At 54.1% G+C, this 13231-nt stretch carries 11 protein-coding genes; 6 read left to right on the plus strand and 5 right to left on the minus strand.

All coding sequences use genetic code 11. The features are described from left to right. Position 1 precedes the first annotated feature (1 nt). Positions 2–550 (minus strand): ribosome maturation factor RimM, encoded by a 549-nt coding sequence (gene rimM, locus XM38_RS00185; RefSeq protein WP_080805676.1) that lies wholly within the window; start codon positions 548–550, stop codon positions 2–4. A gap of 75 nt (positions 551–625) precedes the next feature. Further along, a complete protein-coding gene (locus tag XM38_RS00190; RefSeq protein WP_080805678.1) occupies positions 626–1924 on the minus strand; it encodes a valine--pyruvate transaminase in 1299 nt (432 codons plus the stop codon). A gap of 235 nt (positions 1925–2159) precedes the next feature. On the opposite strand from XM38_RS00190, the gene XM38_RS00195 reads away from it, so the two are divergent. Next, entirely contained in the window at positions 2160–2933 is a 774-nt protein-coding gene (locus XM38_RS00195) for a ZIP family metal transporter (RefSeq protein ID WP_080805680.1), read from the plus strand. A gap of 226 nt (positions 2934–3159) precedes the next feature. On the opposite strand, the gene XM38_RS00200 is transcribed toward XM38_RS00195, so the two are convergent. Then, complete coding sequence (locus XM38_RS00200) at positions 3160–3582, minus strand: Fur family transcriptional regulator (RefSeq protein WP_080805682.1); 423 nt, start codon at positions 3580–3582, stop codon at positions 3160–3162. 199 nt (positions 3583–3781) lie between these two features. Here XM38_RS00200 and XM38_RS00205 point away from each other — a divergent pair, with 199 nt between their 5' ends. The 4 genes from XM38_RS00205 to XM38_RS00220 all read left to right on the plus strand — a co-directional run bounded on the left by XM38_RS00205 (position 3782) and on the right by XM38_RS00220 (position 11086). After that, positions 3782–4315: a peroxiredoxin gene (locus tag XM38_RS00205; protein WP_088428769.1), complete on the plus strand. Its 534-nt coding sequence runs from the start codon at positions 3782–3784 to the stop codon at positions 4313–4315. A gap of 231 nt (positions 4316–4546) precedes the next feature. Further along, complete coding sequence (gorA, locus tag XM38_RS00210; protein WP_088428771.1) at positions 4547–5899, plus strand: glutathione-disulfide reductase; 1353 nt, start codon at positions 4547–4549, stop codon at positions 5897–5899. A 274-nt stretch (positions 5900–6173) separates the two neighbouring features. Then, complete coding sequence (gene nrdJ, locus XM38_RS00215; protein ID WP_088431461.1) at positions 6174–10586, plus strand: ribonucleoside-triphosphate reductase, adenosylcobalamin-dependent; 4413 nt, start codon at positions 6174–6176, stop codon at positions 10584–10586. A 278-nt stretch (positions 10587–10864) separates the two neighbouring features. Then, positions 10865–11086, plus strand: a complete 222-nt coding sequence (locus XM38_RS00220; RefSeq protein ID WP_080805770.1) for a hypothetical protein — start codon at positions 10865–10867, stop codon at positions 11084–11086. Between the two features lie 108 nt (positions 11087–11194). Here XM38_RS00220 and XM38_RS00225 read toward each other — a convergent pair whose 3' ends face one another. Continuing rightward, positions 11195–11914, minus strand: coding sequence for a tetratricopeptide repeat protein (locus tag XM38_RS00225; protein ID WP_187329216.1), 720 nt, complete (start codon positions 11912–11914; stop codon positions 11195–11197). Between the two features lie 446 nt (positions 11915–12360). Between XM38_RS00225 and XM38_RS00230 the strand changes: the two genes are divergently transcribed. Beyond that, positions 12361–12822, plus strand: a complete 462-nt coding sequence (locus tag XM38_RS00230; protein WP_080805686.1) for a hypothetical protein — start codon at positions 12361–12363, stop codon at positions 12820–12822. Positions 12823–13007: 185 nt separating this feature from the next. Here XM38_RS00230 and XM38_RS00235 read toward each other — a convergent pair whose 3' ends face one another. Beyond that, entirely contained in the window at positions 13008–13145 is a 138-nt protein-coding gene (locus XM38_RS00235; RefSeq protein ID WP_080805688.1) for a photosystem II reaction center protein K, read from the minus strand. Between the last annotated feature and the right edge of the window lie 86 nt (positions 13146–13231).

Raw genomic sequence — 13231 nt, forward strand, 5'->3', positions numbered from 1 at the left:
CTCAACTGCCCAGCAGCCCAGCCGGAGGATCAATCTCGACCCATCCCTGCTCTAAATTCACCATGGGCACGATCGCCTCGACGAAGGGAATGAGCACCGGTGATGGCGGTTTCTCAGCAGCCGAGGGTTGGCTCGATTGATCCAGTGTCACTGCCAGCAGGTCATTACCGGCTGAGAACACATCCACAACCCGACCAATGGGGGTCTTAGCCGGGAGCAACCGAACTTCTAACCCAATCAAATCCGCCACATGGAACTCCCCAGGTTCTAGGGGCAAGCGCTCGGTCTCCGGTACCAGCAACTGGCAGTGGCGCAAGGCTTCGGCCTGTTGCCGAGTTGTCACCTGAGCCAGACGGACAACATACAGCCCCTTGCTGTTGAGAAAGCGTCCCTGTCGCAGATCGACGGGCTGAGGCGGATCCTGACCGGCATGGCGCACCCAGCGTCGCCCGGGCTGGGTGAAGCGCTCGGGAAAATCACTATTGGGATATACCCGCACCTCTCCCTGCAGGCCGTGGGGTGCTACAATTTTGCCGACTTCAAGCCACATGCTTATTACCTATCGTGGTGGTTGGCGATCGACGGCGGCTAGCAACACTGCCGGGCCACGTCGATGCCAGTTAACCTAGTGCACAGCAGCAGGCTGATGGTGGGCGGGGGCCGATTGATAGACTGCCTGGACCACCTTGGCCAGGTGCCTCAGCCCGGTAACAATTTCGTCGTTGCTGGCCGTCAAGCTCATGCGAATGCACTGATGAGTATGCTCCCAATCGTCTCTTAACCCTGGGAAGAAGGGACTGCCTGGAACCACAATCACCCCATGGGCTTTCAACGCCTGATACAGTTCCCAATCGCTGATGGGCAGGTCCTGGAACCAGAGCCAGGCAAATATGGACCCTTCCCCCCGATGCAGGAACCAAGGCACCTCAGGCATGGCGGCATCTAGGGTCTCCTCCAGTATCGTGAATTTATTGCCGTAGTGAGGCCGAATCACCGTTTCGGAAATGTCGGCTAGGGCTCCCGATGCGATCGCACGAGTGGCAATAGCCTGACCATAGCGAGAGGAATGGATGCAGAGATTAGTCTGAAAAGACTGCAGTACCTGGATCACCCCGGCATCTCCTAAGGCAACGCCAAGGCGCTCTCCCGGCAGACCCGCCTTAGAGAGACTAATGCAGTGGATGATGTTGGAGCCAAACATCGGCGTCATCTCGGTGAAATTGAGGGCTGGAAAGGGCGGCGCATAGGCCGAATCCACCAACACAGGCACATTATGGGGAGCAGCCAGCTCCGCAATCCGCCGCACCTCCTCATCGGTAAGCACATTGCCCGTCGGATTACAGGGCCGCGAAAACAAGACCAACCCAGTGTTCTGATTGATTTCTAACTGCTGGAAGTCAGGGCGATACTTGAAGCGATGAGGCTCCTTACCAATTTCGATGGCTGGACGATAGGCCCGCAGCGCCTCAGGCACCAGAGAGACACCGCCGTAACCGGTGTAATCAGGGCTCAAGGGCAATACGATTTCCCTGAGATTACCCTCAGTGGTGTAACCTCCCAGGGCATTGGCTGCAAAGAAATAGAGAGCCTGACTACCCGGCGTAATCAAAATGTTGCGATCGGTCAGAGAGAGTCCATAGCGTTGGTTGAAATCAGCCAGTACCGCTTCGATAAACGGCTCATAGCCCTGGCTAGAGCCATAGCGACAGACCACCTCGCCATATTCTGAGCTCGCCATCAAATCGGCGGTGCAGTCTCGCCACAGGTTTTCTACCTCAGGCAGAATCACCGGATTGCCAGCACTGAGATTAATAAAGTCTCGATCCTTGCCCCCCCGTAGGGTCTCAATGATGTCCTTCATGATGGCCCGCACCCCGGTCAGGTGGGACATCTGATCGCCGAATTGAGTCAGGGCAGGATTCATAGTAGCTGGCCGGTCAACAACGACACGATTGAATTGATGCTAGCGGATTCTCCCTGGATCTTAAACCTTAAGGGTTCCTAGCCGAGGGAATTCAATAATGACTTGAGCAGTCGTAGACTCAGTCGGTTATCAGGAGGGCATTACTCTGCTCCATCGCTCTAAAACCTGCGTATTCTAGAAATGCGTATTCTAGAAAGTGGTCTGGGGCAGAAAAATTGGGCACCGTCGTTCAACCATGAGCATTATCGTTCTAGGATCTCTAGCCAGTCTGTTAGCTGGATTAGGCACAGCCGTCGGAGCATTGCCAGTATTGCTTCCTATCGACATTCCCAACAAGATTCAAGGAGTCCTACTGGGGCTAGGCGGCGGGATTATGCTAGCCGCCACCTCTTTCTCCTTGCTCGTGCCCGGGACTGAGGCCGCCATCGCCCAGGGCCATTCAACCCCCATGGCAGCTCTGATTATCGTGTTGGGTGTGTTATTAGGTAGTGGGCTCCTGTGGCAAGCCCATAACCACTTTCCCCACGAACATATCTTCAAAGGCCAGGAAGGCCCTGCGGCCCAAAACCTGACGCGCATCTGGCTATTTGTGATCGCCATTACTCTGCACAACTTTCCGGAAGGCCTAGCGGTTGGGGTGGGCTTTGGCGGCGGGGAGACCGCCAGCGCCTTCGCCTTGGCCCTTGGCATTGGTTTGCAGAACATTCCCGAGGGGCTTGTGGTGGCCATTGCCTTACGGAATTTGCACTACAGCTCCCGCTATGCTCTCGGTGTGTCTACGCTGACCGGATTGGTGGAGCCCATCGGCGGTCTCTTGGGAGTTAGCGTGGTCAGCCTAGCTCAATCTCTGCTGCCCTGGGGCATGGCCTTGGCTGCCGGAGCCATGTTGTTTGTGATCGTGGATGAAATCATTCCTGAAATAGACGAGAAAAGCCTAGGTCAGAGCGGTACCCTAGGCGTCATGCTTGGATTTGTGGTCATGATGTTTCTCGATATTTCCCTTGGGTAAATCAGCCGGTAGTTAGGTGAGATTATCTCAGACCACTACCGTCTCTCGAGGTAGCAGACTTACCGCGAAACCGAATCCCGTCATTCCGGGCAAGCGCAGCGCGACCCGGAATCCAGGCAGAGTATTCTGAGCCAAAGCCGAGGTTTGTTCCCTGGATTCCCGCCGCCGCGGGAATGACGGTAGTGGGTCTCTCGGGTAGTTAGGTGAGATTATCTCAGACCACTACCTAATCCTGACAGACCTGACAAAGTCCATGGATGGTGATCTCGTAACTCTCGAGACTCAGATCTGTAGGCACCTGGCTCAAGTCGAGGGCAGGCAGAGCGTCCCAAGCAATATCCTTGATGCAACCACACTGACGGCAACGGAAATGATGATGGGGGTCTACGTTGGCGTCGTAGCGAGATATCCCTTCCTCTAAGAGTACTTCTCGCACCAGACCCACTTGTCGTAGGGCCTGTAGAGAGCTGTAGACCGTAGCCTGGGATGAGATCGGCAAGTCCCGATTGAGATCGGTCAGGATCTGCTCCACCGTAGGGTGGTCAGAACGCTGCAGCAGGTTGGCATAGACGGCATAGCGCTGGGGAGTCACCCGCAGCCCTTGCTGCCGCAATGTTTGGCCAATGGTATCGGTTGCCTGGCTGCCCATAGGACCTTGTACGTTGAATACTCTACGTTCTCACGATCTTACCGTTGTCTTCAATCTCTAGCGGTAGAATTTTAATAATTCAAAAGAGAAAGCGACTCAAAACAGAATTCAATTCTGAGACTTGAAGAACTGCCATCTAAGAACTATTCTAGATTAAGGGTTATTTGCCCTGCGTACCAGATGTAGGAGGTCATCATCTATGGCTGTCATTGAACGTGTGCCCGACGTTGTCTTTAAGACCCGAGTTCGCGACGAATCTGTCGGGGGAGACAACCCTTTCCGCTGGGAAGATAGGACCACAGGCGATATCTTTAGCGGTAAGCGTGTCGTCGTCTTTTCTCTGCCTGGGGCTTTTACGCCAACTTGCTCCTCTAACCACTTGCCCCGCTATGAAGAGCTTTACGATGAAATCAAGGCTCAGGGCATTGATGAGATCATCTGTGTTTCGGTCAATGATGCCTTCGTGATGTATCAGTGGGGCAAGCAGCAAGGAGTTCAGAAGGTCTTCCTGCTGCCCGATGGCAACGGCGAGTTCACCCGGAAGATGGGCATGTTGGTTGAAAAGTCCAACCTGGGCTTTGGTATGCGCTCTTGGCGCTACTCCATGGTGGTCAATGACGGTCAAATCGAGAAAATCTTCGTTGAGCCCCACTATGGCGATAATTGCCCCACCGATCCCTACGAAGTATCTGATGCCGACACCATGCTGGCTTACCTGAAAGGCGCTAAGTAGTGTAGTTAGAATCTGCCTTTGACAGGACATTCGGTTCTACAGCCATAGGCTGAGCTGGCGGAGACGTTGAGCCTTGCCTGGGTCCAGCTATGGGCATCACTGGGAGAGCCTTAGAATCCCGAGTTGGACTCGGCATGGCTACGGGCAGCAGACGTCTAGCGGGGGCAGGGGCGTCCCTAATTTCCCCGCTAGACTGAAGATAAATAGGCAGCACTAAGCGCAGGGGACGGTATGGCCTACGATTTTGATCTATTCGTGATTGGTGGCGGTTCAGGGGGCATTGCCGCCGCTCGCCGAGCTACGGAGTACGGTGCGACAGTAGGAATTGCCGAAGCGGGACGTTTGGGGGGGACTTGCGTCAATCGCGGCTGCGTTCCCAAGAAGTTGATGGTCTATGCCTCTCGGTTTCCGGAATCGTTTGAGGCAGCCACTGGCTATGGCTGGAGTGCAGTCGATAGTACCTTAGATTGGTCTACCTTGATTAAGGTGGTCAATGACGAAGTCACCCGCCTCAATGGCATTTACCAACGCATGTTAGACAAGGCTGGCGTCCAGCTTTTCCGGGCCTATGCTCGCTTTGTGGATGACCATACCCTCATGGTTGGCGAACAGAAGGTCACGGCCGATAAGATTTTGGTGGCGGTTGGGGGGCAGCCGATTAAGCCAGATATTCCGGGTATAGACCATGCCATTACCTCTGACGATGTTTTCCATTTGCCCCAGCAACCGCAGCATCTAGTGGTGCTAGGGGGTGGTTATATTGGTTGTGAGTTTGCCAGTGTCTTCCATCGGTTGGGCTCTCAGGTAACGCAGGTGATTCGGGCCGATAAGATTTTGCGGGGCTTTGATGATGAGTTGCGGGAGCAAGTTCAGGGAGATTTGATTCAGCAGGGTGTGCGGCTCCTGACTGAGAGCAAGATTCTGAGCATTACCAAGACCGAAGCTGGGGTCGATGTCTGCGTCCGCACCCAGGCAGGAGAAGAGCATGTTTTGGCCGATGCAGTGAATCTAGCCGCTACAGGACGACGTCCTAATTTAGAGAATCTAGGACTGGAAAATACTGCTGTTAAGGTCAACCAGGGTGCGATCGCAACCGATGCCCATAGCTGCACCGCCGCCGATAATATTTTTGCCATTGGTGACTGTACCGATCGGATTAACCTCACCCCAGTCGCCATCAAGGAAGGCCGCATTTTTGCCGACGCTTATTTTGGTGGTAAGCCCGGCACCATGAACTACACCAACGTGCCCTCCGCCGTCTTCACCACCCCCGAACTGGGCACCGTTGGGCTCACTGAAGCCGAAGCCATCGCCCAGTATGGTGCCGATGACATCACCGTCTACCGCACTCGCTTTCGGCCCATGGTCTATACCCTGCCGGATATGCCAGTGAAAACACTGATGAAGCTGGTGGTGCAAACCTCTACGGACAAGGTTTTAGGAGCCCATATGGTAGGGGACGACGCCGCCGAAATCATCCAGGGAGTGGCTATTGCGGTGAAAATGGGCGCCACCAAGGCCGACTTCGATGCTACCGTGGCTATTCATCCCACCTCCGCCGAAGAATTCGTCACCCTGCGATAGGCCTGCTAACCCCTACAACCCTAATTTTCCTAATTTTCCTGTGGGGACGCGGTATATCCTCGTGTCCCCATTAGTTGGGCTGGGGTATAGGCAATTTTCGGAGTGCTCGAACCTGACTCTAGTGATAGTGCTACATCTTCATATCTAAAGATAAGTGGCGCTATATATTGGTGATCCCAGGTATCCAATATCAGGTATCATAGTCCTTCATTGCAAATTGCAAATATGCAAGCAAGCAGAGTTTCCCCTGTCCATCGGCAATAAGGCTATCTTCATGGTTCAAGAACGCCCTCGCATCCGGCAAAGTGGTCCCTTTCCCGACAATGCCCCCACGGCATTGCCCGTGTTCTATCGCACCTACAGCCGTCGTGATGCCAATGGTCCAGGGCAACGGGAAACCTGGGAACAGGTATGCGATCGCACCTTAGCCGGCCTCATGGAACTAGGGCAGTTCACTGTTGCCGAGCGCGAGCTGCTGCAGCGGATGCAGCAGACTCTCAAAGCCCTACCCTCAGGGCGTTGGCTCTGGGTTGGAGGCACTGCCTGGAGCAAACAACCCGAGAATTTCTCCGGCGCCTACAACTGCACTAGCACCAACGTCGTCGATTGGCGCGCCTTCGGCCTGATGATGGACTTGGCCATGATGGGTTGTGGCACCGGGGCCGTCCTAGAGTCTAAATACATCAATCAGTTACCAGCCATCCGCAACCGCTTGCAGGTCACCGCCCCCGACACCATCGGCACCACCCCACCGGAGCAGCGACGCGACAGCACCGACATTGCCATCGACGGCAACCAGGTCACCATTCACGTCGGCGATAGCCGTCAGGGTTGGGTGCTCTCCTACCAAACCTTGTTAGAACTCTCCAGCGATCCTCGCTTCACGGGAGATGTCTACATCACCGTCGATCTCAGCGATGTGCGCCCCGCCGGCGAAAAGCTCAAGGGCTTCGGCGGCGTCGCCAACCCCATTCGCCTGCCCAAACTCTACGAGCGCTGCGCCAAGATCCTCAATCAAGCCCGAGGGCGACAGCTCAACTCCGTCGAATGCTGTCTTCTAATCGACGAAGCCGCCGCCTGCGTCGTCGCCGGTAATATTCGGCGCTGTCTACCAGAAGATGCCCTCGTGCATACGGCTCAAGGCTTAGTTCCCATTCAGGCAATCCAAGTCGGCGATTTAGTCCAAACACCGTTAGGCTTTCGCCGAGTCGTCAATACCTTCTACCAGGGCCTCCAGGAAGTCTACGAAATTGAGACCAACGCCACCTTGCCTCGGGCCACTCTCAATCACCGCCAGGCCGTCCTGGCCAGTGCAGACGGCGCCGTCGACTGGAAACGCTTGAGTGACCTTGCCCCTGGCAATCGCCTGCTCCATACCACCAATGTACTTCCCGGCACCCTGACACAGTTACCTCAAGACTTTACCGAGCAACGTCCCGATCAAAGCCGCAATGCTAAGTCCCTCACCATTCCACTATTGACTCCGGAAGTAGCCTGGCTGATTGGCTATACTCACGGGGATGGGTACGTAGCCTTAGGCCGCAACCAGTACGGTAAGCCCTATGGTCAGGTGGAATGGGCCATGAATGGGAACGTGCCTCCGCAGGTAGAGAGGCTGCGCCAGAAGCTAGATGCGGCCCTGGCTCACTTCGGCCTCAGGGCATCCCATGGCACCGTTGACGGGGAGAACACCGCCAAATCCATCTGCTCGTCGATTCGCTTAGCCGAGTACTTCCATCGCTATGTGAAGCAACCCCGTCAGTCCCTAGAGGTGCCGCCATTTATCTTGCAGGGTATGGTCGATATTCGGGCAGCCTATCTCGCCGGTTTGATGGATAGCGATGGTGCCGCTAACAACCGTCCGCCCCATTTGTTGACGACCGTATATCCGAAATTTGCTCGGCAGGTTGGTGCGCTATTGTCCAGTCTAGGCATTGCTGGACGCTTAACATTAGTCCGCCCCCATGAACCCACCTGGCAGGTGAAGTATAACCTGACCCTACCCGCCTTAAAAGGCCGTTATAACGATCTAATTGCCCCCCACTCGGTCAAAGGAGCACTGCGTCAGGGGCTCAAGATGTATGGGTTTACGCTGCCAGGGGCTATGATGTGGCAGACCTATACCTACAGCCAAATGAGGGAAATGGGCTTTCAGGGTAATCGCACCGTAGATGCTAACTACGAGCGATATATCACTAAAGCTGAGGTTGACCTAGACATTCCCATTACGGTGAAGGGATTAGGCAGTTATGATGTTGTGCCAACCTACGATATCGAGGTGGAAGAGGCCCATTGCTTCTACTGTGATGGCTACCTAACCCACAACAGCGCCGGCATGCGTCAATTTGCCAGCGACGACGAACTGGCTGCCACCGCCAAAGATAACCTCTGGCAGCAAGACGCCAACGGCAACTGGCGCATTGACCCGGAACGAGATGTGTTGCGTATGGCTAATCACACCCGGGTGTTCCACCGCAAGCCCACCCTGGAAGAATGCACCAATGCCGTGCGCAAGCAATTTTATTCCGGGGAAGGGGCGATCCAGTGGGCCGGGGAAGCCGAACGCCGGGCCCAGGGGGAAGGACGTTATGGTCTGAATCCCTGTGGCGAAATCGTTGGCCAGGATTTTCACTGCGTCTCTGGGGATACCCTACTGATTACGCGAGACGGACTGCATCCCATCGGTTCCCTTGTAGGCCAATCTGTGGAAATCTGGAACGGTCGACGTTGGAGCCGAGTGCAACCCCTCCAGACCGGACGTGATCGCCAACTCTACCGGGTGTCCTTTGGTGATGGCACCTGGCTAGATGTCACCGACCAGCATCGCTTCTTTGTCAAAGATCGTTTCGGCAAAACCTACACCGAAATGACCACTGCAGAACTCCGAGAGTCCCTGGCTCACGGGAAATATGCTCTCCATACCGAGCCATTTACCATCGACTATCAAGAGGGACAGTTCGTAGATCCTGTCTGGGCTTACACCCTGGGGCAACTAGTGGGAGATGGTTCTCTCTGTCAGTCCAACAGTCGGCCCCAATTGCAACTGCGACTCTATGGCGAAAAAAGCTATCGTAGCCTTGCTTTAGCCGGGCGCACTTCCGGGAAAGTGCGCTACTATGCAGAGAATCCAGAAACCCCTTGCTTGCTCTACGCTGGTTCTCATCATGATTTTGATCCGGCCCAGGTGCGCCAACTGAAGTATGATCCCTCAGCCCTAGAGGCCATAGCTCAGTGGAACCGTGACGCGATTCTGCACTTTGTTGCCGGCCTGATTGATGCCGATGGCTCCGCCACTGGCACTGGTGGCGTGCGACTCTATCTATCTGACTACGATCGCGCCTACCGAGTGTATTTACTCTTGTTGAAGTGCGGGATTCGCTCCTCGATTAATTTAATGGCGAAGGCGGGGGAGCAGACTAACTTAGGGCAACGCCTGCACGATCTTTGGTATCTGCAAATCACTGATTGTCAAGCAATCCCCTGTCAACGAGTGGATACTACCAACGGTCATGCCCCGAAAACTAAGGGGAAATGGCAGGTGATTCGCTCCGTTGAACCGTTGGCGAGTCATCACGATACCTTCTGCTTCAATGAGCCGGAGCTCCATAAGGGTGTATTCGGCGGCACCCTAACGGGGCAATGCAACCTGGCTGAAATTCACCTGAACCAGCTCGATCCCGAGAATGCCAACGAGCAGGAAGAGGCCTTCACAGCTGGCGCGTTAGCGGTAGCCGCCCTGCTCAATCATCAATTTGTCGAGCCCCGCTACCAGAAGTCTCGCCTGGAGGATCCCATCGTTGGGGTTTCCTTCACCGGGCTGTTTGACTTCTTCGTCCATGCCTTCGGGATCGATTGGCTGCGCTGGTGGCAGGCGGGCCGCCCCGACACCATCCAGGGCCTGGACTTCAAAGAGCAAGAAGCCAGTTACCTACGCCGCTGGAAAGATATCGTCCACCAGACCGTCTGGGACTATTGCGATCGCCATGGACTGACGCGACCGAACCGGTGTACCACGGTGCAACCTGCCGGTACCAAATCCTTGCTCACAGGCGCCAGCCCCGGCTGGCATCCCCCCAAAGCCCAACGGTTTATCCGCCGCATTACCTTCCGCAAAAATGATCCCGTGGCCATGGCTTGTATTGACTACGGCTACGCCGTGGTGCCCTCCCAATCTGACAAGGATGAGCAGGGCAACTTACTCAATGATCCCTTCGATCCCCGCTGTACAGAATGGTTAGTGGAGCTACCCGTGGCAGTTTCCTGGGCGGATCTGCCAGGAGCCGATGAAATTGCCATTGAGCAGTTTTCGGCCTTGGCTCAGTTTGACTTCTACATGCAAGTGCAAAAGCACTACACTACTCACAACACTTCAGCCACCATCGAACTGCGGGAGCCCGAAATCGAGCCCCTCAGTCAGCGGATCCACGCAGCCATCAACCAAGATGAAGGCTATATTTCAGCGGCCCTGCTGGCCCGTTTTGACAACCTGCAAACCTTCCCCCGGCTTCCCTTTGAGCCCATCGGCAAAGTAGCTTACGATCGGCTAGTGGCAGATGTCCTGGCTCGCCGTGCCACCGACGATTTTTACCAGGCCCTAGCCCGCTATGATGCTGGTGACCTCTTTGAAGCCGGACCCGCAGGCTGTGACTCCGACAAGTGTATGCTGCCGGAAGAGAAGCCATCTTGAGAAAATCGGCTACGCCTTAACTACAAAAGGGGGGACCTCCGGCTAGCATTACTGCCAATTGCAGGCCTTATGGGCAGTGAGTATGCTATCTACGCTATCAATCGCTCTCTTCATCCTCGAGGAGCCAAATAGTGGTGGGTAATCTCAGCGCTAATTGGAACCGTTGACAGAGCATTCACGTTAGGATCGACAAGTAATCCAGTGATTCTAATGAATTGGCTCATCGTGTCGTAGCCGGCATGACAATAAACGCAAAATTCAGCGAAGAGGGTAAGGCCATGTTTTTAGATGAGTTAACGCCCCTAGTAAAAGAGCTGACTCGCCAGCCAGTCGCCTTCCTAGGTGGCGTCGCATCAGGGCTGCTACGCTTAAATCTCAACGAAGAACCAGTTAAAAGTTGGCTAGCTCAACAGACAGGGAGCTCAGGTACACCATCATCAGCCTCGGATAAGTCCAGTGACCACAATGGCAGCGGTCCTCAGAAAATATCAATCGAGTAATAGTAGGTCGCCCTCGGTAGCCTAGATCGCTTGAATGCAGCAGGAAACTTGAGATTCTGATGACCTAAAGCCCCTATTACGGCGTTTTCTCGGCCTCAGACCAATTTTTCAGGTACTCTCTAAGAGTTCCTGTAGCCACTGGCGTACCCGCTGAGCCAGAAATCTAGAAAATTTGGCGCTTTGGGGGGCTGTCTCTGTAGAGAATATTGCCAAGGCCCGACGATAATCTGCTATGGCACTGTTCCAATCGCCTCGTAAGTGATAGGTGCGGCCTCGCTCGGCATAGATATGCCCGGGAAATTGATGAAACATGAGTGCTTCATCAAAACAGAGAAGGGCAGCATCATAGTCCTGCATATCCCGTAGGGTAATGCCATAGTTAATCCGGGCTCGTACATTGTAGGGATTGAGATTCACTGCTTGATCGTAATCTGCGAGGGCCTGATGCCATTGGCGCCGAGCTGCATAACAGTTTCCCCGATTGTTATAGGCCTGATCTAGGCGGGGATTTAGTCGAATTGCCTGGCTATAATCAGCCAAGGCTCGAGCCAGTTGTCCCTGCCAGAAATACACCAACCCTCGATTGCTATAGTGCCGGCCATTGTCAGGGTCCCGATGAATAACACAGGTTAGCAGAGTTAATGCTCGACTGTAGAGCCGATGCCGAACCGCCTTTAACGCCCTCTGACTCAGCCCGTCTAAGTGGTCATCAGTTCCCGCTATAGTCAGCCCCATCGGCGAAATCAGCGAAGAAGACCGACGCTGAGAGATAGTTGCGGCTGATTGCCCATGTAATGGACAAGATGGCCAAGCATTGCGACGTTTCATAGACGTTACTCCATCCATCGGGAGATGCTCATAGTATTCCAGCTGATCAAGCTAAGCTGGGATGCACTTAGACCACTTATTCAGTTGTCCGAATCGATATGAAGCGATAGGGGCAGCGATTGAGCGTAATTACCTAGATATTCCCATGGAATCAGGGGACGCTAAACCGAAAAAAGACGGAGATTTAGCCAGTCAGATGGCATCTGTGAAGATAGGTCTCAGGATTTTTCCGTAGTCTCCCGGAGGCATCGCCTCTAATCCCGATGGCGTCGTTTGCTTCCTGGAGCAAAGCTTTAAATTTCTTAGTCCTAGTTGTGTACTTTTTCCTAGATTGTGACAGATCTCAGCCGCAGCCCTAGGGGCCTTGGAGGAGTGAGGTAGAATCCTGGTGGTTGGAAGATAGCTATGGCTGGTTCAACCTTTGCAGCTCATCATTTACACGCCCTATGACCACTGCTGTGCTACCCAATGCCCCTGATCTCGCAGCAAATGATTATCTTGTCTTAGGTTTGGCTACGTGCTTCCTGCGGGGAGACGATGGCATCGAAGCCATCACAGTAGTTGAGCCCGTCCCCTCCGCTTATCTAGAGGCAGTTTTCAAGGGAGTGCCGACCTCTTACAAGAGTCTCCATGCAGTTGAGCTGGGTAGTGTTGTTCAGGAAGAGCCCCTTTCCTTACCAAGCTTTGCAGAGTCAGATGCCCAGCTGGGGAGCAATTTCGTTGAACGCTGTATTGCGGCTGCTCGTACCTACAAGCACCGAGAGGTTGCTAAGGAGTTTATCCCGTTAGGCAACTCTCGTAGCGATATCAATTATTCGACCGAGAAAAAGCGCATCTTAAACCAGGAGCATATCGTCACACCAGCAGACAACGTCAAACAGCATGAACATACCCACAAGGTACTGTAGTCAGGGCGGATAATGACTGCTGAGATGCCGACTTCTGCCAAAATCCTGTGCGGCTATTCTTTGAGGCGATGCCATCTCCCATATAGACAAGGTTATAGGTAGGGTTCGCCAGTCAGCTCAGAACCTGGCAAAAAAAGCACCCATGCGGGTGCTTAAAGAGGCATTAAGTCTGGGGTTTCGTAGGGTTAGCGGAACCCCACGGCGGCCTGCCAAACAAAGGCGAGCAAGAGAAAGAAGACTGGAATCACTGGCAGAACATCTACCAGCGGATCAAAGAGAGAATAAGCCTCGGGCAGTTTGGCTAACAGCAGGACTGCATCCATGGGTAACTCCACCTCTCTAACACAAGTATTTTCATAATTTTCGCACATCTTAACACGATTTCGATCATCTACCGAGAGAGACTGAG

Source organism: Halomicronema hongdechloris C2206 (genome assembly GCF_002075285.3).
Lineage (GTDB): Bacteria > Cyanobacteriota > Cyanobacteriia > Phormidesmidales > Phormidesmidaceae > Halomicronema_B > Halomicronema_B hongdechloris.